The 25,310-nt window shown below is 43.1% G+C and carries 23 protein-coding genes and 1 riboswitch; of the genes, 10 read left to right on the forward strand and 13 right to left on the reverse strand.

Features of this window, described 5'->3' with window-relative positions; all coding sequences use genetic code 11:
• Positions 1–48: 48 nt before the first annotated feature.
• Positions 49–192 (forward strand): IS3 family transposase, encoded by a 144-nt coding sequence (locus QNN06_RS31495; protein WP_481819275.1) that lies wholly within the window; start codon positions 49–51, stop codon positions 190–192.
• Positions 193–293: 101 nt separating this feature from the next.
• Here QNN06_RS31495 and QNN06_RS27655 read toward each other — a convergent pair whose 3' ends face one another.
• The gene (locus tag QNN06_RS27655; protein WP_284036373.1) at positions 294–2,693 is read right to left on the reverse strand and encodes an immune inhibitor A domain-containing protein; all 2,400 of its coding nucleotides are present in this window, start codon (positions 2,691–2,693) and stop codon (positions 294–296) included.
• A gap of 275 nt (positions 2,694–2,968) precedes the next feature.
• Between QNN06_RS27655 and QNN06_RS27660 the strand changes: the two genes are divergently transcribed.
• A complete protein-coding gene (locus QNN06_RS27660; RefSeq protein ID WP_284036374.1) occupies positions 2,969–3,586 on the forward strand; it encodes a hypothetical protein in 618 nt (205 codons plus the stop codon).
• A gap of 67 nt (positions 3,587–3,653) precedes the next feature.
• Here the strand turns inward: QNN06_RS27660 and QNN06_RS27665 are convergent, their stop codons facing one another.
• The gene (locus QNN06_RS27665) at positions 3,654–4,568 is read right to left on the reverse strand and encodes a CPBP family glutamic-type intramembrane protease (protein ID WP_284036375.1); all 915 of its coding nucleotides are present in this window, start codon (positions 4,566–4,568) and stop codon (positions 3,654–3,656) included.
• 453 nt (positions 4,569–5,021) lie between these two features.
• On the opposite strand from QNN06_RS27665, the gene QNN06_RS27670 reads away from it, so the two are divergent.
• Together QNN06_RS27670 and QNN06_RS27675 are read left to right on the forward strand one after the other, a co-directional pair.
• Positions 5,022–6,803 (forward strand): vWA domain-containing protein, encoded by a 1,782-nt coding sequence (locus QNN06_RS27670; RefSeq protein WP_284036376.1) that lies wholly within the window; start codon positions 5,022–5,024, stop codon positions 6,801–6,803.
• A 143-nt stretch (positions 6,804–6,946) separates the two neighbouring features.
• Positions 6,947–7,570, forward strand: a complete 624-nt coding sequence (locus QNN06_RS27675; RefSeq protein WP_217032303.1) for a LysE family translocator — start codon at positions 6,947–6,949, stop codon at positions 7,568–7,570.
• A 34-nt stretch (positions 7,571–7,604) separates the two neighbouring features.
• On the opposite strand, the gene QNN06_RS27680 is transcribed toward QNN06_RS27675, so the two are convergent.
• The 6 genes from QNN06_RS27680 to QNN06_RS27705 form a co-directional block, all read right to left on the reverse strand.
• A complete protein-coding gene (locus QNN06_RS27680; RefSeq protein ID WP_284036377.1) occupies positions 7,605–8,882 on the reverse strand; it encodes a UDP-glucose dehydrogenase family protein in 1,278 nt (425 codons plus the stop codon).
• Between the two features lie 224 nt (positions 8,883–9,106).
• Positions 9,107–9,709, reverse strand: coding sequence for a response regulator transcription factor (locus QNN06_RS27685; RefSeq protein WP_217032307.1), 603 nt, complete (start codon positions 9,707–9,709; stop codon positions 9,107–9,109).
• Positions 9,706–10,839, reverse strand: coding sequence for a sensor histidine kinase (locus QNN06_RS27690; RefSeq protein ID WP_284036378.1), 1,134 nt, complete (start codon positions 10,837–10,839; stop codon positions 9,706–9,708). The genes QNN06_RS27685 and QNN06_RS27690 overlap by 4 nt, the downstream gene beginning before the upstream one ends.
• A 4-nt stretch (positions 10,840–10,843) precedes the next feature.
• Positions 10,844–11,581 carry an ABC transporter permease gene (locus tag QNN06_RS27695; RefSeq protein ID WP_284036379.1) on the reverse strand — a complete coding sequence of 246 codons (738 nt, stop codon included), beginning with the start codon at positions 11,579–11,581 and terminating at the stop codon, positions 10,844–10,846.
• Positions 11,582–12,484, reverse strand: a complete 903-nt coding sequence (locus QNN06_RS27700) for an ABC transporter ATP-binding protein (RefSeq protein ID WP_284036380.1) — start codon at positions 12,482–12,484, stop codon at positions 11,582–11,584.
• A 362-nt stretch (positions 12,485–12,846) separates the two neighbouring features.
• Entirely contained in the window at positions 12,847–12,987 is a 141-nt protein-coding gene (locus QNN06_RS27705; RefSeq protein WP_213117604.1) for a hypothetical protein, read from the reverse strand.
• A 335-nt stretch (positions 12,988–13,322) separates the two neighbouring features.
• Between QNN06_RS27705 and QNN06_RS27710 the strand changes: the two genes are divergently transcribed.
• Entirely contained in the window at positions 13,323–14,375 is a 1,053-nt protein-coding gene (locus QNN06_RS27710; protein ID WP_284036381.1) for a multicopper oxidase domain-containing protein, read from the forward strand.
• 149 nt (positions 14,376–14,524) lie between these two features.
• Here QNN06_RS27710 and QNN06_RS27715 read toward each other — a convergent pair whose 3' ends face one another.
• Positions 14,525–14,701 carry a hypothetical protein gene (locus QNN06_RS27715; protein ID WP_213117602.1) on the reverse strand — a complete coding sequence of 59 codons (177 nt, stop codon included), beginning with the start codon at positions 14,699–14,701 and terminating at the stop codon, positions 14,525–14,527.
• A 48-nt stretch (positions 14,702–14,749) separates the two neighbouring features.
• Positions 14,750–14,834, reverse strand: a riboswitch (cyclic di-GMP riboswitch).
• Between the two features lie 234 nt (positions 14,835–15,068).
• Between QNN06_RS27715 and QNN06_RS27720 the strand changes: the two genes are divergently transcribed.
• Complete coding sequence (locus QNN06_RS27720; protein WP_284036382.1) at positions 15,069–15,845, forward strand: M15 family metallopeptidase; 777 nt, start codon at positions 15,069–15,071, stop codon at positions 15,843–15,845.
• Between the two features lie 963 nt (positions 15,846–16,808).
• On the opposite strand, the gene QNN06_RS27725 is transcribed toward QNN06_RS27720, so the two are convergent.
• From QNN06_RS27725 to wecB, 4 genes are all read right to left on the reverse strand, one after another.
• Complete coding sequence (locus QNN06_RS27725; protein ID WP_213117601.1) at positions 16,809–17,984, reverse strand: toxic anion resistance protein; 1,176 nt, start codon at positions 17,982–17,984, stop codon at positions 16,809–16,811.
• Positions 17,981–18,637, reverse strand: coding sequence for a 5-bromo-4-chloroindolyl phosphate hydrolysis family protein (locus QNN06_RS27730; protein ID WP_213117600.1), 657 nt, complete (start codon positions 18,635–18,637; stop codon positions 17,981–17,983). The genes QNN06_RS27725 and QNN06_RS27730 overlap by 4 nt, the downstream gene beginning before the upstream one ends.
• A 208-nt stretch (positions 18,638–18,845) precedes the next feature.
• Positions 18,846–19,232 (reverse strand): SMU1112c/YaeR family gloxylase I-like metalloprotein, encoded by a 387-nt coding sequence (gloA2, locus tag QNN06_RS27735; protein ID WP_284036383.1) that lies wholly within the window; start codon positions 19,230–19,232, stop codon positions 18,846–18,848.
• A 185-nt stretch (positions 19,233–19,417) separates the two neighbouring features.
• Positions 19,418–20,557 (reverse strand): non-hydrolyzing UDP-N-acetylglucosamine 2-epimerase, encoded by a 1,140-nt coding sequence (gene wecB, locus QNN06_RS27740; protein ID WP_481819227.1) that lies wholly within the window; start codon positions 20,555–20,557, stop codon positions 19,418–19,420.
• Between the two features lie 106 nt (positions 20,558–20,663).
• Here wecB and QNN06_RS27745 point away from each other — a divergent pair, with 106 nt between their 5' ends.
• From QNN06_RS27745 to QNN06_RS27760, 4 genes are all read left to right on the forward strand, one after another.
• On the forward strand, positions 20,664–22,202 hold the full coding sequence (locus QNN06_RS27745; RefSeq protein WP_284036385.1) for a S1C family serine protease: 1,539 nt from the start codon (positions 20,664–20,666) through the stop codon (positions 22,200–22,202).
• A gap of 421 nt (positions 22,203–22,623) precedes the next feature.
• The gene (gene tagU / locus QNN06_RS27750) at positions 22,624–23,550 is read left to right on the forward strand and encodes a polyisoprenyl-teichoic acid--peptidoglycan teichoic acid transferase TagU (protein ID WP_213117596.1); all 927 of its coding nucleotides are present in this window, start codon (positions 22,624–22,626) and stop codon (positions 23,548–23,550) included.
• A gap of 211 nt (positions 23,551–23,761) precedes the next feature.
• A complete protein-coding gene (zupT, locus tag QNN06_RS27755) occupies positions 23,762–24,583 on the forward strand; it encodes a zinc transporter ZupT (protein ID WP_284036386.1) in 822 nt (273 codons plus the stop codon).
• 145 nt (positions 24,584–24,728) lie between these two features.
• Positions 24,729–25,298, forward strand: a complete 570-nt coding sequence (locus tag QNN06_RS27760; RefSeq protein WP_284036387.1) for a glycerol-3-phosphate acyltransferase — start codon at positions 24,729–24,731, stop codon at positions 25,296–25,298.
• Positions 25,299–25,310 lie beyond the last annotated feature (12 nt).

Below are 25,310 nucleotides of genomic sequence, written 5' to 3' on the forward strand. Positions count from 1 at the left end.
ATGGTGCAAAGTATGTCGGGAGTGGGAAGGTGCATTGATAACGGACCAATGGAGGCGTTTTGGGGAACCTTAAAATGTGAAAAGTATTATCTAAATATATACAGTACCTTTGAAGAATTGAAAAAAGACATTGAGGAATACATAAAGTTTTATAATCATGAAAGATTACAAAAAGGATTAAAACGGCTTTAGTCCCTTAGAATACAGGGCTAAAGCCGCCTAGTGTCGTTTTTTTAATTCCACTGTCTATAATGATAGGGGACAGTTCATTTCTCGATGTCCCTTAAAAACCATTATTTATGAAGCCAAACAGCCCCAGCGGAGTTGTCTTTTGCTTCACCGATGACTTGAACTTTAATAGGATACTGAGCAGGAACTTTAACTCCAGCATCAGGGATTACATTGTTAATGTAAGCCTTAGTGGAATCGAATTCCGTTACACCTGGAAGGCCTTTGTAATCGTAGATTCCGCGGGTTGGTGAGCTCACAGACCATGCAGGTGCCTGATCTAATGAGAACGCAGCATCCGCTACTTGGTAGCGAGTAGTTTGAGCGATGGAATCTTTACCCTTCAAGTTAAAGATAAGCGCTTCTGGATGAGAATCGACTACGCTTAGGAAGCCTTCACCAGGGTGGACACCGCCCCAGTTATCAGTAAACGTATCGTCACCATACCAAACTACTAAACCAGTATTATATTTTGCGTCACGAGAGTATTGCAGTGCCTTATCAGAGCCGGCGTAGTTTCTCCACTCTAGGTAATAGTAGTGAGGCTTTTTAATCCAGCCGTCCGATACTTCGAAACCGTCTAATGTTACTTGTGGTGTACCCTCTGCATCGTCGGAGAATTTCACTTGTCCATCAACTGTTAATTGAAGGTTATCAATTGCAAAACCGTCTGGAGCAAGGCCGCCGTCTGTTACATAATTAAATACTAGTTTTACTTTTTTGCCAGCAAATTGGCTTAGATCTAGAGATTTATCTTCCCATTTGCCTTGAGAAGTTTCAAAACCACCTGAAGTGTTTTGATCACCAATTGTATCAAGTCTTACGCTCTTGCCATCTTCTGTTACTGCGTTAACATATAGGTAGTCATAATCAGCTTCAACTTTATAATACTGTTTGTAAGAGAAATCTGCAGCTGTCGCAGTTGTTAAATCAAATACAGGAGTTTCAAGTACCGTATTAAGGTCATCGCCTTTAGTGCTGTAATAGTATTTTGCGCCAAATTCAGGCTGGATTCCAGGAACCTTTTTAGCAGGAAGATTAACCTTCACGATTCCAGGATTCTTCGATTTCGTTACACTCTGGTCAATGACTGCAGCCAGACCATTTTGATCGATATCTTCATAGTTTACTTCTGTAATATTCGCCCAGTTTCCGCCGATTGTTTTTTGATAGAATTCTTTCACCTGCGGCGAGAAACTTGGCGGCTGTGTTCCGGCAATATGGCCGCTCCAGCTGCCGCCGCTCATGATCGACCATTGTGCAACTGTATCGCCATTACCGGTATATTGTGTATCATACTCATCTGGAGCCCCTAAGTCATGGCCATATTCGTGTGCGAATACGCCCACTGCTCCGTCTTCAGGCTCAACAGTGTAGTCATAAGCTGCCATTTTACCGCCCCAGTAATCTACAGAAGCTGTAGTATTAGCGACAGGATAAACACCATTTAATGTCCAGCGGTGTGACCAAATTGCATCATCTCCAACTACTCCGCCGCCAGCCTCCTGGCCGACACCTGCATGAAGAACCATTAAGTGGTCTACTAAACCGTCTGGCTCGTTTCGATCGCCGTCACCATCTAGATCATATTGGTCGAATTTATCATAATCTGCTAAATTAATTCCAGATGCCACAGCTGCATTTAGTGCATCCTTAATAAGTCCGCGTGCTCCTTTTGTGCCAGGTTTATTATCATGGCCGCCTGCTGGACTGTCACCGCCATACTCAGCAGCGTTTCCTGGTACTGTCAACCAATCGGACACCGTACCGTCGACAGTGTAACTACCGCCTGATTGCTCTTCATAATATTGTTTAAATGTTTTAATCTTGTCTCCGTTGAAGAGAGTGAAATCTTCATCGCCAAACAACATTTTTTCATAATGTTCTTTGTTGAAGTCATCTGCGTACATATATCCGTCTTCTTGTTCTACATTATTGTGCTTTAGGTCAGCATACTCTACTAAAAGCACAAGAACCTTATCTTCACGAACATCCCCGTTATATGCTGCCTGCTTGGCAGAGTCTACTTTAACTGCGCCAGTCGGCTTACCTTTTTTGAAGTTTTCGTGACCTTTGTTAAGCTGAGCAGAAAGCTTGTCCTTTTGCTGGGTTAAAAAGTCTTTTGCTTTTTTGTCCATTTCCTGCTGTTCTTTTGTAACTGCTTTGTCTGACTTGCTAGGCTTTTCTCCCTGCTTTTGCATGATATAGGCTTTCACAGCCTTCGTTACTTCCTGAGAAGAAGCGTTCTTTGAAATCAGCCCCCGCTCCTGCAATGCTTTGGCCAGCCTGTCCTGATCAATGATGTTCAAATCAACAGGAGCCGATTCAACTTCAGCAGCATACGCTGGTTTTGCTGAAAATGGTGCTGCTTTTGTCCCAGCGAACGGCACTGTAAATAATGCCGATGCGGCTAATGTGGTTGCCGCGATGCTGGAAAATACCTTTAGACCGTAGTTCTTCTTCACTATGTATCCCCCCTAATAATAGACTCCTTTTTTATATTTTCAGAAGAGTCTGATTTGAATTCTATCACCCTGTTAGAATATTGTAAATAATGTTAATATAATAATAATTCAAAAGTACTAGAAAAAAATTCCATAATAATTCGTTAATATCAAGATTTTCGTGTCATATCTATATTCGTTAAATTATTTTATTAAAACGGTTTAGGGAATAAATGGATTTAACCACTACTTTTGTAGTAGTATAATAGTAATCTATTATTAATCGGGGTGCGTTCATGCTGACTCCTGCCCAACAAAAAGTCAAACAAGAGCTAGAGGAACTAAAGGCAAATGCTTCTTACAAGGAGCATCCGATGAGTGAAAATCCCATTCCGGCCAAAACAAACTCACATAAAAACTGGATATTTGCAGCCATCGGAATTATTCTACTAATATTGTTTTCCTCTATGTTAACTATGAATCTGGCAGGCCCAAAAAATGAGAATGTTGTCACCTATTTAAAAAAAGAGCAAAGATACCAGAGGGAAAGTTCAACATTATTGGAGGATTGCCTAGAAAATAGAGCGCCCAATCTTCAAGGGGCTAAAGTGAAGCAGAACGAGCTGGTCACTATGCTAAAGAATTTGCCGGTTCCTTCGGGCTTTCGTGAATATAGCCAGGAATTGCTTAGTGTTTTTGAGCAGCGCCTTTTCATTATCACGTACCTTGCTGAAACGAAAACGATTGACCCTTTTCTGCTTCACAAATATTTAATCGAGCTTGATGTAAAACAGGAATTGGCTAAGGATAGTTTGCTGAAGGCCTTTGACAGCCAAAAAATAAAATATCGTGTACAGGAAAATGGGGCGATTGAATATTGGGTAAGTGGCAAATCTTATCTTTATGAAAAATGACTAGTTTCATCTGATTATAACGGTCGACAAAAAAAGGTCACAGAGCGATTCTGTGACCTTTTTTCTATTATTCTGCTATTTGCCTCGCCTCAGTCTGTTCTAGCGGTGTGTGAATGCGTTTTTGCGCCGATTTTTCCTTTAGGAATAAAATCATGTGTACCACCAACAATCCCCCTGCAAAAAGTTCGACAGCATAGTCGATGTAATACCATGACAGGGTTGCAGTGATGTCGTAGAGGGAATGAACCAGCACGGTCAGCCATAGGTTTCGTGTCCATAAAAGAATGATTCCAAACAGAAAGCCCATGTTAGCGAAGGTAACTATGGACCCTATTTTTATTGTCCATGCCTGTTCGGTATCGAGTGTGTGGTCGATGCCGAAAAAAATCGAGGTCCAAAACAGGGCAGCCATAAGGAAGACATCTCTCGACCCACTCTCCCACCGTTTTGAAAAAAGTTTTTTGGAGACGGCAAGAATAAGGATTATATAGGCTAACCGCCATACCTCCTCCAAACCGGCAAGGGCGTCTGTATAAAGATCAGCGCCAATTGTATCGATTTTATCCATATAAGACCAAAATTTTGACTCTTCTGTTGCGGCGGTTCCCTTCTCTTCTTCTTGGTAGGTTTGCGTTTCGGTATAGGTTTGCACATATTGGTCATAATCAGAGTTAAATTCATCGAAAGTCATACTTGAATAGATGTTAATAACGGTGCTGCCTAGAAAGAAAATCAAAAATGCACCCGTAAATTGAAGGATCTTCTGACGTTTCGTTTTACGAGGGCCATGCTCCTGCTGGGGAATGAGCCTTCGGTGAAGCTTGATGCCGATAAAAAGCGAAGCGACCATCACCGCGTCATAAAGGGTTCCAGCGAGATAGCTAAAGCGGTTGAGATAGAGCAGAATTTCGGCTCCAAAGACCACAACCAGCATGCCAACAAGCAGCTTGATTGAAATAGGTTTAGTTAAATTCGTTGTCATCAACGTCATTCCCTATAGGTTAATTTTGTGGGGATTTTCAAGTTTACTTACTCAATAAATGTACTGCCAGGATCCCTAAGCCATTTAATAAAAGCAAGAATACGAAACTGGCAATAATCCACTTCCATGTTCTCGTCATGCGATTTCCCCTTTTTAATGGTTATTTGAATTTGAGTTTAATAGAAATAATTTAACATATTGTTATGTGATAAGCATCAAAATATTCTTACCATTATCCGTAAACCGTCCACACTCCTCTGTAATCCCCCATTTTGAGGCACGAGAACCGTCCCCATGCATCACTCGAAATTTGTCGATAATACTTTTGTTTTTTTAGACAAATATTTTATGTAAAATACTGTAGGGTTGGTAGAATAGTATTATATAAAGAACATTATGTTTTTATTTATTGAACACTTTCTAATAATAGATTACTAGTAGGGGGTTACATAGATGATTAAAAAGTGGGTTTACCTTTTTGCCGTGTTTGTCTTCATCCTTAGTTCGGCGGGCGCTTACCGTGCTGAAGCTGCCACCCAGATGGAGCTTTCATCAAGGATTGAAGGGGTGCTAGTGGTCGATGTTAGCAAGTCGATGTTGTCCAGTGATCCGAACGGTCTTTCTAATGAGGCGATGAAGATGTTTGTGGATATGTCCTCTATCAAGGGGGACAAGATTGGCGTGATTGCCTACGGTAATGATGTTGAAAGCAAAAAGGAGCTCACGAAAATCCAAACGGAAGCGGATAAGCAGGCAATCAAGGGGTTTATTGATTCGCTTGGAAAATACAATAACACCGATATATCCGTTGGAGTTGCTGAGGCCCTCAAATTTTTGGACACTGGCCATGAATCAGGCTATATTCCGCTCATTGTCGTGCTCGCCGACGGCAACAATGATTTGGACAAAACCAAGCCGAAAACCAATCAGCAGGCGGATGAGCAGCTGGCCCAATCGGTGGTGGATGCAAAAGCGAAGGGCTATCCGATTTATGTCATTGGCTTGAACGCCGATGGCAAGCTGAATAAACAGCTGTTGCAGAATATTGCCGCCGGTACGAACGGGAAATTTTTCGAAACAAATAATGCTGCTGACCTGCCTGGAATTCTTAGTGAAATCTTTGCTGACCATTTGAAGTTAAAAATGGTCCCCGTTAAAGATGTGACAGCAACCGAGGAGTTTCAGGATGTTCCATTTACCGTTCCGAATGAAAATGTCTTGGAGGCCAATATTTCGCTTATTTCCAGTAAGCCTGTTGAGCTGAAGCTGGTTGACCCGTCAGGAAAAGAGGTCGCTATCCCTTCCGACAATATTTCGTTAACGAAGTCAAAGAATTATTCGATGTTGAAATTGCTTAATCCCGTTCAAGGAAATTGGACTCTAAAAGTGAAAGGATTCCCGCAGGACAAGGTGGATGTAAAGCTTGTCTTCAATAATGACCTACAGCTGAAACTTGCCCCGTTGGTAAAGAATATTAAAACGGGCGATACCGTGAAGATTGAGGCTTTCTTTGAGGATAACGGCGAGAAAATCGTCAATAAGGATCTTTACCCTACGCTTAAGGCAAGTCTTTTTGTAAAGGATTCAGCTTCAGGGAAAACAGAGGAAATCCCTCTAAAGGCTGGGGACAAAGGGTTTTTCGGCGAGTTTAAAGCAGGGGACTCTGCCAGTTATGAATTAACAGTGAAGGCGGAAAGAAACAGCTTTTTCCGTGAGACCAAGCCGCAAACAATTGAAGTTGCTACGACTGGCGGGAAAGACATTGAGCCTGTTGCTGGGGATGTTAGTCCTTCCCCTTCAAAAAATTCAATACCATGGCTATACATTGCGATTGCCGCAGCTGTTGTGTTTCTTCTGGCGGTACCAAGCTTCTCTTATGCCTCTAAAAAGAAGAAGGAAAACCGTGGCTTTATCGGCCAAATTGTGGTCGAGATAATGGATGAAGAAACAGGAGTAAGCACAGAGCCAAAGGTAAAAAAATTAAAAGCGTTTAAAGGAGAATTTCACTTGCGCCAGCTGTTCTTGCTCGATCAGGAATTTTCCGAAACCGACCAAATAACCTTCGTGCCGATAACGGACAATACCTTGCTGCTCCTCAACAAATCCAGTTGTACGATTGACATGGGCGGCGAGTTGATTGATGCCGAAACCGGCCACCGGCTTAGAAGGAATGACAAGCTTTGTATTCATTTGCCTGAATTGCATAAGGCTATTTATATTGAGAATGTGAGTTAAATAAGTAGACTCCTTGCCTCCGATTTCCGGGCAGGAGTTTTTTTATTGGTACGTTCAAATGCTTTTTCACTTTAACGCATTATAATATTTTCAATATTATGATAAAATGGCATCACCATATATTTTCCATGGGGGCATAAAAATTGCTATCGTTTATCTTAGTTGTGCTTGTCCTATTCCTTATTCCCGGCCCCGCCGTCCTGTTAACGGTCACACAGACCGCCAATGGCGGGCGAAAATCAGGGATCATCACAGGTGTTGGGATTGCCGTCGGGGACTTGATCCATACGGTTGCGGCGGTGCTTGGACTTTCAGCCATCTTGATGACCTCCGCTCTTGCCTTTGAAATCGTGAAATATTTAGGGGCTGCTTATTTGATTTTCATCGGAATTAAATCGTTTTTAGAAAAAGCAAAAAGTCAAACCGAAGCTGCAGCGGCGGCGAAACCTGGCTCAGCAGTCACCTCCTTTCGCCAGGCACTGCTCATTGAACTGTTGAATCCGAAAACAGCGCTGTTCTTTTTGGCCTTTCTGCCGCAATTTGTTCATCACAACGGAACGCCGGTTGTTTTACAATTGCTAACTCTCGGACTCACCTTCGTATTAATGAGCATCCTGTATACAACGCTTTTGGCATTTTTGACAAGCTCCATCGGGAAGCGGCTCTTTTCCAATCGGAACAGCCGATTCGCCCGCTGGCAGGGCAAAGTGGTTGGGACCATCTATATCGGCCTGGGATTGCAGCTGGTTTTGCAGAGCCAAAAATAATAAGGGGACAATTGTCCCCTTATCTTATCAAGATTTAGTGATTGGCGACTCCCAGATACCGAAAGCCAAGTTCCTCGATTTTTGTTTTATTGAGCATGTTTCTACCATCAAAGATGATAGGTTGTTTCATCAATTGCTTAAGGGCCGCCCAGTCTAAGGTTTTGTAGTCGTCCCAGTCGGTGCAAAGAATGACTGCATCAGCGCCTTTCACTGTTTCTTCCACCGTCGAAAACTGCATGAAGCCCACTGATTTTACGACGGGATCATGGACTTGAACCGCGGCCTGTTCCCCGCGCAGTTTTTCAATCAAAATCAAACTTGGCGATTCCCGTGTGTCGTCCGTATTGGCTTTAAAGGCTAATCCCAGCACGGCAATTGTTTTATTTTCCAAGTTCCCGCCCAACACCTGCCTGATTTTTTTCATAAAATAAAGCTGTTGTTCGTCGTTTACTTGAACCACCTTTTCCAATATCGAAAGCGGTCTTCCCGTTTCTTTGGACGTTTGGATTAAGGCATTGACATCCTTGGGGAAGCAGGAGCCGCCGAAGCCCATTCCAGCACGGAGGAAATGCGGGCCAATCCGGTGGTCGAGGCCAATCCCCGTGGAAATATCATTGACGTTAATCCCTAGCGCATCACAAACCCGGGCTAACTCATTAATAAAGGAAATTTTCATAGCGAGGAAGGAATTGGCGGCGTACTTGATCATTTCGGAGGCTTGCGGGTTGGTTTCAATGATTGGGCATTGAAAATCCTTGTATAGTTCCCGCATGACTGCTCTGGCTCTGTCACTTGAAGCACCTATGACGATCCGGTCGGGATTGAGTGCATCGTGAAGGGCGGAACCCTCACGTAGGAATTCTGGATTGGATACTACGTCAAAAGGGATGGGGGATGGCTGGTTCTCCTTAATCCAATTGGTGACTTTTTCAGCTGTGCCCACAGGTACCGTACTTTTGGTCACAATCACCTTGTAATGGTTCATATAGCGGCCGATTGTGCCTGCAACATTTTTTACAAAAGTGAGGTCGGCTTTTCCCTGTGGTCCCAAGGGTGTGCCGACGCAAATAAAGATGACATCGTTTTCTTTTACGGCCTTCTCGGTGTCAGTTGTAAAGCGGATGTTTTGAGCGCTGACATGCTTGGTCAATAAATCCTCAAGGCCAGGCTCGTAGAAATACAGTTTACCCGCTTGAAGTGCGTTTATTTTTCGTTCATCGAGATCCAGGCCGGTAACTTGATGCCCAATTTTGCAAAAAATAAGTCCGGTCGTCGTCCCGACATAGCCTGTTCCGACGATTAATATTTTCAAAACAGATGTAGTCCTCCTTTTCTCGAAAGGACTGAATAAGGCTCCCTAGGAGAATTCTTCAGATGTTCCCATTTATGGCTTTCAGCAGAGCCTTGTCCTCCCCTCAATTAAGATAGTATTAATCTATTCAGAAAATGATTTTAAGGAAGGTTGTTCTGCCTAGAGAAGAGGAAATGGGCAGTTGGTCTCGGACGGTTCTCATGTTTCAAACCGTCCCCAGTCCATTAGATCCACCCTTTTTGCTGGGCGATTGCCGCCGCTTCAGTGCGGTTTTTGGCGCCGAGTTTGTGGATGATTTCGGAGATGTAGTTGCGGACGGTGCCGGATGAAAGATAGAGTGCGGATGTTATTTCTTTCGTTGTTTTGCCTAACGCTGCCAATCTTAGAATCTCTTGTTCCCGCTGGGTTAATGGGTTTTCCTCGCGAATGACATCGACCGCCAAATCGGGGCTGAAAACCCGCTTTCCTGCCATGACCTTGCGAATTGCTCCTGCCAGGTCGTCAATTTCCCCATCCTTAAGCAAGTAGCCATGAACACCGATTTTTACCGCGCGTTCGAAATAACCAGGACGGGCAAAGGTGGTCAGAATGATGACCTTGCTCGGTGCTTCGAGCCCTGCCAGTTGTTCCGCTACCTCCAGTCCATTCAGTACAGGCATTTCAATATCCATTAAACAAACATCCGGCTTAAGCTTCAAGATGGAAGCGAGCGCCTCCTCCCCGTTCATTGCCTGGCCGATTACCTTCATGTCCTGCTCCAAATCTAACAAAGAGCCGAGTGCACCTAAAAGCATCCGCTGGTCCTCTGCTATAAATAATGTAATCATACTGCTGCTGCCTCCTTTTTTATAATCGGTACGTTGATTTCCAACACTGCCCCGTTTTGGTTACGCAACAACACCGAACCATCAATAAGTGCAAGCCTTTCTTCCATTCCCTTCAGCCCATTTCCGAAGGCGACCGTGGGGAGCGGAACCCCCATCCCGTCGTCGCGGACCATAGCCTTCAGCTTTTCTGCAGATAGATTAATAGATATCGAGCAATGTGTTGCCCGGCTGTGCTTTACTACGTTTGTTGCCGCCTCCTTTAGGCACATACTGATAATATTCTGCGTAAAAGGAGGAATGTTTGAAAAATCAATATCGCCATCGTATTGATAGGTAATGTCTGCTGCCCGTAAAATCTGCTGAACCTCGAGCAGCTCCTCGGTGATCGCAATGGCTCTCATATCCGTCACCAGCTCGCGCACCTGCTTTAACGCTGCCCGTGAGGTGACCTCCATTTCTTTGGCTTCACTACGTGCCCGCTCAGAATCAACCGGAATCAAACGCTGGACAAGCTGGCTCTTAAGCGTGAGAAGCGACAATGTATGCCCGAGAGTGTCGTGCAGGTCACGAGCAATCCTGACCCGCTCCTCCCGCTTCACCAGTTCCTCGATTCGTTGATTTGCCCGTTCAAGTTCCTGCTCTAGCTCCATCCGTCTGTTCATCGAACGGATGCCAAACGGTGAAATCAACATGATAATGAGAAAAGGAACGAAATATAACAGCTCTTTTGGTGTGAAAAACTGTTCAGTCCTAACCACATGGTAAATAAACGGGACAATTTCAACAAAAGCTAAACTGAACAGCCCGCGCTTAAACACCTTTTTATCACGATACCAGCCGATAAAATTCGCCGGAAAGAATCCCAAAAAAATGTGATTAAGACTATAAAAGACACTCAGGATAAACACAATGATAAGCTGGACCGCCAGCCAGTATGAGAATGCTTTTTTTTCCATCAAAAAATAAAGCTGACGGTACGTCAGCAAAAACAACAGCACCATCCCATAGCCAGCCAGCTGCTTTACTCCTGATTCCTTTGTCAAATAATAGATAGGAAACCCAAAATAAACGAGAAAGATATAGGGAAAAAGGCCGTATTTTCTTGGAAATATGCTGAATGATAGTTTCATTAAATCACACCGCTTCTTGTTTTCTTCTAATATACTTCGATAGTAGCATGAACAGGACCAAATAGGCGATAAGAATCAGTATATTTTTCCAATCCGGCATCCCTCCTCGGACAATCTCCCAGGCCCCGCTGCCGAAATTATAGGACGGAAGCCATTTTCCAATAGTCTGCATGATTTTTGGCATCACATCAAGCGGCATCCACAAGCCCCCGGAAACCGCGAGTACCATGTACAGCACATTGCTGATGCCAGCCGCGGTCTCTACTTTCTTCATCAAGCCAATCAATGTGCCAATCGCTAGGAATGGCAGGGAGGCTAGCAGAATCCACAACCCACTCATAATCCATTCGAATGCTGTTAACGAAACCCCGTTAATGAGCGCTCCTGCGATAAAAATAATCGTGATAGACATGGCATGAATCACGCTCTGCCCGACCATTTGCGCCGCAAAATAAACCGTGTCAGACAGCGGTGTCGTACGGATAAACGTTGACCAGCCCTGAGAGCGCTCCTGCACCATGCGGATCCCGAGGGTCATCATTGACGAACCCATCACGCTGAACACCGTCATTGACATTAAATAATGCGCCTGCCACTCGGCTTTATTCGGAACATCGGCATTCACTAAATTAGTGAAAACATAATAAAAAATAATCGGCATCAGCAGAGACCAAAACACAAAATAGCGATTCCTCAGCACCCTGATGATTTCTGTTTTACATTGCATTTTAAATGTTTTCATTTAGATGGCCTCCTTTGTTTCGCTGGTCAGCTGCTCAAATGCTTCCTCCAGCTTTCCTCGTTCAATTTGGATGTCACGTGCCCCAATTTTTTCTTGAAAAAGCAGCTCGAGAATTCGGTCCGTGTTATCCGTATGAATGTAGACCCGGTTATTTTTTCGAAAAATATCATGGATTTCGATGTTAAGATATAGTTTTTCAAGTGATATTTCCGGGTCGACGATAAAGGAAACGGACTGCTTGGATATGCTTGCTTTAATTTGTGCAGGCGTTCCATCGGCGGCAATCGCTCCGTCTTTAAACAATAAAATCCTGTCGGCCGCGTCATCCGCTTCCTGTAAGTAGTGAGTCGAAAAAATGATCGTTTTGCCCTCCTCTGCTAGTGTTCGTACCGTTTGCCAAAAGCGTTTTCGCGCATGTATATCCATGCCGACAGTCGGTTCGTCAAAAATAATCAGCTCCGGGTTTCCTGCCAGTGCTAGGGCAAAGCTAAGGCGCCGCTTTTGTCCACCCGATAACTTTTCCGCCCGTGTTCTTAAATCCTGTTCAGTAAGACCTGTCAGCTCTATGAGTTCCTCCATGGCTAGCATCTGTGGATAATAGCTTCTGATTAGCTCGAGAACCTCGCCAACTCTAAGGCCCTGCATCACACTGACCTCCTGGAGCATCGTGCCGATTTTTTCTCGAACTTGCTTTTCCTGTGGAGGAAGATTAAACAACCGGATTTCGCCAGACGTGTGCTTAAGCAGTCCCAAGATCATCGATATCGTCGTTGTTTTTCCGGCACCGTTCGGTCCGAGGATTGCTACAACTTCACCTTTTGTGATGGAAAAAGAAACATCGTTTACTGCCTTTTTACGGTGGAATGACTTTGTCACGTTTGTTACAGTTAGAATTTCGTTCATTACTGAACACCTCCTGATTACTTGATTTCATTGTACGTTGAGGAGGCGTTGCTTTTTAGTAAGCATTGTCATCAAAATGAGGTGACAAATGTCATATTCTAAGAGGGGAAAAAATCAGACTGTCCACAGGGTTGTTTTACCTATCCATAGTTTATAAACAAGTTTTTAACAGTATCCACATGGTTATCAACAGATTTATACAAGTTATCCACGATTTAACCAAGAAAAATATTTTTTTAAAAAATCAAATACCCACAAAAGCACACTAGTTACCCACAATCAGTAAAGATTTATCCACAAGTTATACACATTATGCACAAATAAATAGGAACTAGGTATTAGTTTCTAGTTCCATGGGTTTATTACTGCTGCGACCGTATTTCTGAAGATTGATTTTCATTATTTTCAACAATTTCCCGAAGTTCCCCTTCATCTCCTTTTGCATTAATAATTTCAAAAATTTGATTCAATCCATCGCTTGTTCCATCGTTTTTATTCTTCAAAAAAATCGCCTCCTTTTATTAATAGAATTACCACTATCAGCTGAGAAATTAGTATTTACACCATATAAATATTACTTTGCTCAGTTATTCACAAATTATTCAAGAACACCGCATTTTTGAGTGACCAGCATCACTTGGAGCATTTCTAATAAAAGTAAAATGAAAGTGTAATCATTAATCAAATAAATGAAAACTCGTCGATTGGCAAGTCCAATAGGACGAAGACAGAGGCGTAGTTGAATTTATGCGTTAAGAAAGTATAAAGCTTTCGACAGAAAGTTTGTACATTCTTATTAGCCAAAAAAAATTAGGAGTTCTAAATGGAGGGAAGAAAAATGGGTAAGTTTACAAAGGTTGCAGCAATGGTTGTCACATCCGCATTAATTCTAGGTGCTTGTGGTAAAGCTGATCTTTCAGTGGAAAAAAAGGTGGAGGCGCAAAGTGATAAGGAAGCTGCAGTCGAAGTATTCGCACCCCATAAAGGCCTAAACCAAAAACCAACTCCAATTAAGATTGACCGAATTAGCGAACATGAAGTGAATATTGAAATAACTGCTCAAATTACCGATATAGAAATCAACAAAGGCGAAATGTATAAGGCTTGGACATTTAACGGCGAAGCACCTGGTCCGGTGGTTGTCGTCAATCAAGGAGATAAAATCAATTTTACCTTAAAAAATATGGATCCATCCATCCCGCACAGCATGGACATGCACGCCGTACATGCAGCACCTTCTACGGATTTTGCAAATGTAATGCCTGATCACACCGGCACGTTCAGCTATCCTGCTGACAATCCTGGCGTATTCATGTACCACTGTGGCACGAAGCCAGTTCTCGCTCATATTGCGAACGGGATGCACGGGATGATTATTGTGAAACCGAAGGATGGCTACCCTACAGACTCTCAAGTGACTCGCGAATATGCGCTTGTGCAAAACGAGTGGTATAAATACAACAACCTAGAGGACTTTACAAATGGTGTTCCAAAATATGTAGTCTTTTCCGCGAAAGCGCTTAAAAACGGCGACCCAAACACAAATGGTGCCGTTGGCTCCCTTGTTGATAAACCGCTCCTTGCCAAGGTTGGTGACAGAGTGAGACTTTACGTGGACAACGTGGGCCCTAATGAAGTTTCTAGCTTCCATGCAGTCGGAACTGTCTTTGATGATGTGTATATTGACGGAAATCCATTCAACCACATGAAGGGCATACAAACCGTGCTGCTGCCAGCAAGCGGCGGTGCCGTGGTTGAGTTCACTGTAACAAAAGAAGGCAGCTATCCAATTGTAACACACCAATTCAACCATGCCACCAAGGGCGCTGTAGCAGTACTGAAGGTGACCAAAGACGGACATGACGATGGCAGCGCTGTAATGTCTCACTAAAATATGTATAGATGTAAAAAGAAATCGGCTGGGGAACAGCCGATTTCTTTTTTGTCTTGGCGAGAAAAGTGTCGAAAGATTCCTTGTCCCTCTGACATTTTTCATCTTATTTCACCTTAAGGATTTGCTATCTTAAAAGAAACCAATTTTTAGGTTAAAGGATTTAATTTAAAACCAAGTTCAATCGCTTTGCTATTGTGATAAATGGCTTTAATCTTCAACTTCCACCTTAGCTTCTCGCATAAACAATCTTTCTGCAGCAGCTCATTATGTCTGTACAGATAGACATGATAATAGTATTTTCCCTTTTGCCATAATTTTAACACATGAAAGCCTCCTCACTTGTCTTTACATAAACCGCTGGAGTATTCGTGTTCGGTAGCTGGCTAGCATCGTTGTTAAACATTAGCCCCTATAGCTTTGCGTCACCATTTTTCAATAGTTTTGCCGTTTCGTACGATTTATGTGTTTGTAAACAGCATAAATAACCTAATTTAAAATGAAAAGAGTCTTGGGTACTAATTTTTTTGAAAATTCACATAAGGTTTGCCTGCTGACAATAGGATCATGCTTTTGTTTATAGGAAAAAGGGCACGCCTTGCTAGTGGGGCTTTATTTTTATAAGCATGTTTAAAAGTGGCTTTATTGTGTCCATGCTGTTATCAAATTCATTTTAAAAAAAGGAAGTTTGCGATGTTAAAAATATTTTCTGTGATGACTAGCTTGATAATCCTGCTCTTTCCTTTAACCGGCTGCATGGGAAAAAGCTTCTTTTCCCAGGACGATAAAGGTGTCACAGGAACCGAATCTGATGCTAAGGACGGCTCTTCATCCGCTGCCTCTGAGAAAAAGTCGGAACACCGTGATGGGCAGGTGCAAGAGGTGTTCAACCCAGAAAGTATTCCTGTGCTTGTAAATCAGTACAATATCTTACCTGAAAACTATCAACCTGAAGATTTAGTGTATCCAAACATCCCGTATATTTCTAATAAAAAAGCGGAAAAACAAAAAATGCGAAAGGAAGCGGCTGCGGCTATCGAAAAATTATTTGCCGCTGCCGAGGAACAGGGCATCGGTCTAGCCGGAGTTTCTGCCTATCGATCGTATACCTCACAAAAGGCGTTGTTCAATTATTACGTCAATCAGGATGGTATTAAAAAAGCGAAAACCTACAGTGCCGTGCCTGGGACAAGCGAACATGAAACGGGCCTTGCTATTGATGTAACGGGCGGGAACGGAAAATGCCCTGCGGAGGATTGCTTTGCGGGAACGGTGGAAGCTAAGTGGCTCGCGGACCATGCAGATGAGTATGGCTTCATTATCCGCTACCCGAAAGGAAAAGAATCCATCACCGGCTACAAATATGAGCCATGGCACCTTCGTTATGTTGGTAAAGCCATCGCCAAGGCTATCACCAAACATGGGATTACCCTAGAGGAATACTATGATGCGGTACCGGTGAATAATTGACAACGGTCTAGGGCTGCGGACAACAGATTCTGAGGTTGGGGGTTGACTCATAAAACAGGGGTGGGCGAGTAAATCCTATCTTTTGACGAGTAAAACCCAAATCGAGCGAGTAACTTTTAAAAAGGTATTATTAAGATCTCATATGTTACCTAAGCCAGGCTCGCCGCCTGGCTTTTTTGGGTGATCCCCCCTAAAAAATAAGTTTAGAAAGTAAATCATTTATTTTGGAAAGTAATTGGCCAAAAAGTGTAAGTAAAACATGAATGTGGAAAGTATTTCTCCCCATTTGGAAAGTAACCACACCTAATCGGAAGGAGTATCCAATAAATAGAAATAACATCAAAAAGGGTAATTGAAAAGGTACCTTTTTGGGTAGATTTGGCCTCTCCATATAGGGATGGGCGAGTAAATCATGAAATTAGGCAAGTAAAACTCAAAAGTTGACGAGTAAAACCTATCTTTTGACGAGTAAAATCCCAAATCCAGCGAGTAATTTTTAAAAGGTATTATTAAGATCTTATATATTACCTGAGCAAGTTTCGCCGCTTGGCTTTTTTTGGTGATCCCCCCTAAAAAATAAGTTTGGAAAGTAAACCAGGTATTTTGGTAAGTATTCGACCAAAAAGTGTAAGTAAAATCATGAATGTGGAAAGTATTTCTCCCCATTTGGAAAGTAACCACACCTAATCGGAAAGTATATCCAGATAAATGGAAATCACACCGAAAAGGGTAATTGAAAAGGTACCTTATTTGATAGGTTTGGCCTCTCTAAATAGGGCTTGGCGAGTAAATCTATAAAGTTGACTAGTAAAACCACAGAAATGACGAGTAAAGGCAGGGGACGCCCCCCTGCCTTTTTTGGTTTGAAAAAATGCTCCGTTTCTCAGAACGGTATAAGGGCGGATTGTGTCTAACAAAAAAATAGCCCCCGCAACCTGAACGTGTCCATTGCGGGGGCATTTCTTATTTTCCTTTGATTTCTAGGAGTTTCAGTTTTAAGTCGTTTTCCATCGTGGCAAGTTCTTGTTCGGCAATCCGGCGTTTGTGGCGGCCTTCCTCTTGGATTCTCAGCGTCTCCTCCAATGTGGAGATCAGGTTTTCCTGTGTTTTCTTAAGCGTTTCGATATCGACAAGGCCACGCTCGTTTTCTTTGGCTGTTTCAATCGTATTTGTTTTCAGCATTTCGGCATTTTTTAGCAGCAGCTCGTTCGTTGTTTTCGATACCTGCTTCTGTGCCTCCACCGCATGCCGCTGGCGGATGAGTGTCAGTGCAATCGCCACTTGGTTTTTCCATAACGGAATGGCTGTAACAATGGAGGACTGAATTTTTTCCACTAATGCCTGGTTTGTGTTTTGAATCAGGCGAATTTGCGGTGCACTTTGAATCGTGATCTCCCGGCTTAGCTTCAAATCATGGAGACGTTTATCGAGCCGGTCCGCAAATTGAATCATATCGTTGACCTCTTGAAACTTCATCTGGTCATTTGTGGCTTCTGCTTCTCTTTTTAGCTGCGGGATTGTCTTTTCGTACATTTCCTCAAGCTTAATTTCACCAGCGGCAATATAGACATTGAGGGCATGGAAATATTCTTTATTCGTTTCATAAAGCTGTTCGAGCAGCTTAATATCGGACAACAGCACATTTTTACTGCGCTCCAGCTTTACACTGATGCGGTCAATTTGCGCCCCCGTTTTCTGGTACTTGGACAGAACCTCCTGAAGCGAGCTGGAGATTTTTCCAAACATCCGTCCAAAAAAGGACGGCTTGCTATCCTTTAGCTCGTCCGGATTCACTTCGTTGAGGCGCTTCATTAAATCGCTGATGATTTCTCCAATTTCACCAACGTCCTTTTGCTGAACATGCTCAAGCATCGCGTGAGAAAAGGAGAGCAGCTTTCCTTGTGCCTGTGTCCCGTACTGTATCATCGCCTGATGGTTGGTCGGGTCAATTTGTTCGGCTAGCTGATAAGCTTTGGCACGGTGCTCCTCCGGAATAACATCGATAAGTTTCGTCGGTCTTGGGGCGTCCCCAGGCTGCTGAACCACTGGGCTTTTCGAGGGCTGAAGCCCATCGCCAAACGGATCAGCAAGAATATCGTTTAAAAAATCACCTTTTTGCAATGGATTATTTTCGGTCATTTTAACCACCTATTTTCTTCAGGGAATTTAGCTTCTTTTTGTTTTTTAATCGTATGTTTGGCAACATCAATTTCAAAATTTAAATGGTCCACGTCATCTGAGACCACATGATATAAATCTTCCTCAAGTACCTTGGTAAGTTCATTCAATGTCTGTCTTGTTTCAATCAGAGATTGATTAATTTCCAAGCTTTTTTTGGGCTGAGCTGAAAGAAAATTGTATTTTTCCGTCAGCTCGATAACTGAATCGAGATGGGAAAAATAAAACGGCTCGGCCTGATAAAAACGCTTCGGCTCCTTGAGAGCCATTTTTTGAATTTTTTTGGTGATGCGAAGAATATCAATTCGCTGCTTCACTGACGACAGGTCGCGAATACTGAAAAGCGATTTATTCAAACGGCGGATTTTTTTCTGGGCATCCGCTAAATTTTTTCGAATATAACGGTATTCCCTCCATGACAGCTGGTGTTTTTTCAAAAACGTTGAAGTCATGATTGGGCCTAGGATCAAATGGGTTAGAACTCCTGCGGCAATCGCGATACCAATCGACGGCAGAAAGTTTATGTTCATAAAGAAAAAGCTGACAAAGCCCGCCATGATGGTAACCGGTACAGCCACAAACGAGCGTAGAATTAACGAAAGAATGGGATTCATTTTAATCGACTCCTGACTATTCATCACTTCTATTCATACGTATGAAAGAAGCGAATGTTTCATTTTCGAATGAATTGCCAACAAATGAAAGTTATTTCCATCTATTAATTCCACAATACATGAAAAAACTCCTGCCCGCCATAGACTCGAATCGCAAACAAACTACGACCTGAGACCTATTTTTTGAGAAGGCGGGTGGTGGTTTTTTCTATACCTCGTATAGTTCAATGGGAAGGCCGTCCGGGTCTAAGAAGAAGGTGAATTTCTTGTTGGTGTGGGTGTCGATGCGGATGGGCTCCACCTCTATTTGCTGCTCTGTTAAATGGTGAACCGCTTCTTCGATGTTCTCTACTTCAAAGGCTATATGCCGTAGGCCTGCTGCCTCCGGATAGCTTGGTCGCTTGGGTGGATTCGGGAAGGAAAACAGTTCAATCTGATATTGGCCATTCACTTCTAAGTCCAGTTTATAGGAATCCCGCTCGTTTCGATATGTTTCGCTTTTTGGGGTGAGGCCAAGAATTCGCACATAAAAATCCTTTGACTTCTCATAATCAGAACAAATAATGGCAATATGATGGATTTTCTTTAATTTCATAAATAACACAACTTTCTACATAAAAATAGGAATAACCCTCTTTCCTCCCTGTAGGAGACAAGAGGGCTGAAAAGCTCAATACTTACAAAGGTTTAGTCAGTTTAAACCTAAATTCAAAAAACGTCCACCCTACATGGCCAATGTCCACAAGCGGTGCCTGATACTTTTAATGACACCCTTTAACTTTAAACCCCAAAATCCTCTGGCCTATCCCCTCTTTTACCAAAGTGGTAGAGGATGGCTTGGACGATGCGCCCGGAGGCGATGCCGTCGCCGTAAGGGTTTGAGGCTTTAGCCATTTGGTCGTGTGCGGCCGAATCCGTAAGCAGTTCGTCAGCCATTCCAAAGATGGTTTCTTCATCGGTGCCCGCGAGCTTTAGCGTGCCGGCGGCAATCCCTTCTGGACGCTCGGTTGTATCCCTTAGGACAAGAACCGGAACACCTAACGATGGTGCTTCCTCTTGAACACCTCCGGAATCAGTAAGAATCAAATATGCCTGTGAGGCAAAGTTGTGGAAATCAATAACATCCAGCGGTTCAATCAAATGAATTCGGTCATTGTCTCCCAAGATTCGACCGGCAATCTCGCGAACAACCGGATTCATATGTACCGGGTAAACGACCTGAACATCATCGTGCTTTTCAACTAAACGGCGGATGGCATTGAACATGTTCTCCATTGGTTTCCCGGTGTTTTCACGACGGTGGGCTGTCATAAGCACCAATCTATCTCCGCCAAGCCTATCTAATACAGGATGCGAATATTGGCTTTTAACGGTGGTCTTTAACGCATCAATAGCGGTATTTCCTGTTATGAAAATAGATTCTTCCTTTTTATTTTCGACTAATAGGTTCTGCTTTGACTGAACCGTTGGCGAAAAATGAAGATCAGCCAAAACACCTGTCAGCTGGCGGTTCATTTCTTCCGGGTAAGGTGAATATTTGTTGTGCGTACGAAGCCCCGCCTCCACATGACCAATCGGAATCTGATGATAAAAAGCTGCTAAACTTGCCACGAACGTTGTGGATGTATCGCCATGAACCAGCACGATATCTGGTTTAACCTCGGCCAAAACCTGATCAAGTCCCTCCAGCGCGCGGGTGGTCACTCCGACCAACGATTGTCTTTCTTTCATTATATTTAAATCATAATCAGGCGTAATTTCAAAAATATTCAATACCTGGTCTAACATTTCACGATGCTGAGCCGTCACCGTTACAATTGACTTGATTTGCTCCGGATGCTTTTCCAGCTCCTTTACAAGCGGCGCCATTTTGATTGCTTCAGGTCTCGTACCGAATACCGTCATAACCTTTAATTGCATATCTAATAAGACCTCCATTAGTTAATCTACAAACCATTATACCTTTCAAATACTTTTTTGAAAAATTACTGCCAGTTCCATGCTAACGATTATAAGAAAAGACACCTTGAAACTATGGCGCCCTTCCCTGCCGCCTCCTCAGCAAAATTTTGCAGGTACAAATTCCCGTTATCCAACCACCGAATATATTGCCATTGTTGGTTTTTTAAAAATTCCGAATATAGAGGTGAATCATGCATTGAAGAAGAGGGCCCTATTTAGCATTCCGATCAGCTTACTGCTGATTGCGGGGATTGTCGCTTCCTTTATCCTCATTAACATCAAGCCTTCCAAAGGAGATGTATCGCAAGCCCAGAGGCTGAATGAATATACAAAGCCTGCGGTGGTGCGGATTATTGACTATGCATTGGTCGGGTGGCAGTTTAACGACTACAACCCTGAAGTCGAAGCTGTTTTGGAACAGTTAAAATATCAGACGCTTATCGGCGGGTCGGGTTCAGGCGCGATTATCAGCGCTGACGGCTATATCGTTACTAATGCCCATGTCGTCGAATATGGAAAAATGGCTGACCAAGAGGTGGCCGATGCAGCATTCCAACAGCTGGTGACCATCATGGCGGACCACTTCCAGGTTGATTACAATACTGCTTATAATTATTTAGTCGCCTATACTCTGTATACCGAGATTAAGCGTGTCACTAAGGTTATTTTACCCGGCGGAGATGTTCTCGATGGGGAAATTAAGAGCTACGGTGCGCCGATTAACCAGGGAAAGGACGCTTCCGTTGTAAAAATTGAAGGAAAGAACCTGCCAACCATCCCTCTTGGTGATTCCAGTGACGTCCAAAACCAGGATAATATTTGGGTAAGCGGGTATCCGGCCGCTGCCGATTCGGACCTTTTATCACCCAATTCATCTCTCGTTTCCACCATGAATGCCGGGCAAATTTCCGCGACTGACAAAAAGACCGATCAAGGAAGTCCGGTAATTCAAATCAACGCCGCGGCTACTCACGGAAATAGCGGCGGACCTGTCATTAACGAAAAAGGGCAAATTATCGGGCTTCTGACCTTTAGAGGCGATACTGTCAACGGTCAAGAGGTGCAGGGCTTTAATTTTGCCGTACCAGTCAATACAGTCAAGGAATTTGTGAACCAGGCCGGTGTCAGAAACACCAAGAGCGAAACGAATCGGCTTTATAAAGAGGGCCTTGAATTGTATTGGGGCGGATACTATAAACATGCCTTGGATAAATTCGAAGCAGTCCAGCGGATTTATCCAAATCACTCGGAAATAAAAGAGTATATCAGCAATTCTGAGGAGAAAATGAGCAAAAGCAAGATGCTTTGGTCCGATTATGCCACCTTCTTCTATATTGGTGACGGTGTAGCCGGTCTGCTAGTTCTGATTCTTTTGGTGTTCACCTTTGCTAGTGGTTCGAAAAATAAGGCGGCTGCAGCTGTACTTCCGGCTGCTGGTCCGGGTGTGAATATGGGTGTGCAGGGCCCGACGCCTACTGTACCACCAACGCCAGAAATGAATTTAAACGACCTGAACAAGGACGGCAAGGTGGATATCCAGGACCTTCTGATTGCCCTGCAGGAACAGCAGAAAAAACAAAATAAAGATGGAAATAGCGAGTAAAATACTTGTGCTATTGGAAAAATGAGAAAAGGGGATCCAGTTCGATAAAACTGGATCCCCTTTTCTATTGTGGGGAAAATGCCAATCAGCGGCTACAATCTTTTAAACCCTATCAAAACATACTTTCGAATTGGACTTTTTTCCAAATGGTGATAATATATCCCTAACTACTATATATTTAACTGTACCAAAAGATTCATTTTTGCATCCACAACGGTTACATCAACACGTATTTTCTAACATTTAAATCTTTCACAAACTACCACAACAAACAACACCGCTACTTGAAAGCGCCGACTACATAACCAATTGTCCACCCCAGAAGGACAATTGTCCACGGGCGGTTCCTGACACCCATAGCATAGAAACTAACACCTATATTGTTATACTATTAAACTACATATTTTGGAGGTCTACTATTATGGAGATTCAAACAAAAAAAGGTAGAAAGTGGCTAAAAGTAACAGGAATTATTATTTTACTAGTTTTTGTTGCGGCGGGGGTTTATGGGTATATGGTTTATCATTCGCTCAAAGAAGCCGTAGTCACCATGCACCAGCCGGTTAAACGAACCGTGCCGGAAAAACGGGAACAGCCAGTTGCTTTGGAAAAAAAGGAGCCATTTTCTGTGTTAATGCTCGGTGTCGATGAACGGAAAGGGGACAAAGGCCGTTCGGACACGATTATCGTTTTGGCTGTTAATCCAAATACCAATTCGGTTAAAATGCTCAGCATCCCGCGAGACACTCGAACGGAGATTGTCGGAAAAGGAAAAGAGGATAAAATTAATCATGCTTATGCTTTTGGCGGAATTCCCATGTCAATGGCTACCGTCGAAGAATTTCTTGATATTCCAATTGACTACTATATGCAGATCAATATGGAAGGCTTTCAGGATATTGTCGATGCGGTTGGAGGTGTCAAGGTCTATAATGATTTTGATTTTTCCGAAGGGGATTCCCACTTTCCTATAGGAGAAATAAACCTTAATGGTGAGCAGGCTTTAAGTTTTTCAAGAATGAGGTATGAGGATCCCAGAGGTGATTTTGGCCGGCAGTTAAGACAGCGACAGATCATTGAAGGAGTAATTGATGAAGGCATGAGCCTGTCAAGCCTGACCAAATTTTCCTCCATTTTTAACGCGATTGGAAAAAACATAAAAACTAACCTAACCTTCGATCAAATGGTAGACATCCAAAAAAATTATAAAGACGCCGGAAAATCGATTCAGCAAATGGAAATCAAAGAAACGGGGAAGTTGATCAATAAAATTTACTATGGACTGGTCTCACCAGAAGAAAAGACAAGAATCCAAACCGAACTAAAGAAACAATTGGAATTACAATAAAAGAATAAAAGAGAAGTACCTGACTGGCTAAAAGGGCAGCTTACCCCATTTAGCCAGTTTTTTTGTGATGCACAGGGACGGTTCTTCTGCCTCATAAAAGGAAACATTTCTGGGTTTGCGCATATAAAAATATAACTGTTTTTAAGTTATTTTGAAAAGAAAGAGAAACATTGAGAAAGATAAATTTTTTTTTATAAAGGGAGGGAAAAAGGTGACTCAAAATCTGCTATTGGCCTTTGGGTTAACTTTATTTGCCGGCCTTGCGACTGGGATTGGCAGCGTACTTGCATTTTTCACCTCGCACACAAATACAAAGTTTCTTTCAGTCACACTTGGATTCTCCGCAGGTGTCATGATTTATGTGTCCATGGTTGAGATTTTTGTGAAGGCAAAAACGGCACTAGTTGACGCCATGGGGCCCGTTCCAGGCAACTGGCTGACCGTCGGCGGCTTCTTTGCAGGGATGCTTTTGATTGCCAGCATCGATAAATTTATTCCAAAGCAAAGCAACCCGCATGAACTTCGTACGGTTGAAGATATGTCCGATTCCGGAGGGGCAGTTGCAGCAGCCGGAAAGAAACAAGACTTACTAAAAATGGGGACATTCACGGCCCTTGCGATTGGCATTCATAACTTTCCAGAAGGGATTGCTACCTTTACCTCTGCCCTCCAGGACCCAAAGCTTGGAATCGCCATTGCTGTGGCCATTGCCATCCACAACATCCCCGAAGGAATTGCGGTTTCCGTTCCGGTTTATTTTGCCACCGGCGATAAAAAAAGAGCGTTTAAGCTATCCTTTCTTTCGGGACTTTCGGAACCAATCGGGGCGTTAGTTGCTTACCTTTTCCTAATGCCTTTTCTTAACGATATTATGTTCGGGGTTATATTTGCCGCCGTAGCCGGGATTATGGTATTCATTTCCCTTGATGAGCTGCTGCCAGCCGCCAAACGATATGATGAAGCCCATCTGTCCATCTATGGGTTAATTGGCGGGATGGCTGTAATGGCAATCAGCCTCCTGTTGTTTATATAAAATATTTAGGGTTCGGTTCCCTGGGGACCGAACCCTATTGATATTTTAATCACATTTGCGCTTTAATAAATCTCCGTCCAAACAATAGAAGCATATTATAATAGTTAAAAGCAGCGTTTTTATAAAAGCACATGGATAGGCAGTGATGACAATGGTTTGGTTGTATTATCTTGTTTCTTATATCGTTGGTAATATCATGTTCGGTTTCTTGGTATCCAAGTTGTTGAAAGGGCAAGATATCCGCGAGCACGGGAGCGGGAATGTCGGAGCAAGGAATGCTGGGCGTGTTTATGGAAAAAAGGCCTTTGTTCTAACTTTTCTGGGAGACGCTTTGAAAGGCGCAGCAGTGGTACTCGCCGGGCGGTATCTGCTGCATTTTTCAGAGATAGTCCAAATGATAGGACTGGTGTTTGTCATTGTTGGTCATCTCAAACCGATTGTCCTTAGGTTTAAAGGCGGCATGGGGATTTCGACCTTTATCGGCGGAATCATTGCGTTCGAGCCGCTGCTAGCATCCGTAATTGTTCTCGCATTTCTCGTACTCTATCCTTTTTTTAAAAGCTTCACATTCGCAGGCTTGGGGTCGTTCCTTTTTATTCCTCTATTCTTGGTAATCAACACGAATAATTGGGTTATCCCTGCCATTGCCTCAGGCATAATATTGCTCCTAATCCTGGCCCATATAGTAAACATTAAGGAGCGGCTTAGAAAATAGTAACTTTGCGAA

It is taken from the genome of Neobacillus sp. 114 (assembly GCF_030127045.1).
Classification (GTDB): Bacteria; Bacillota; Bacilli; order Bacillales; family Cytobacillaceae; genus Neobacillus; species Neobacillus rhizophilus.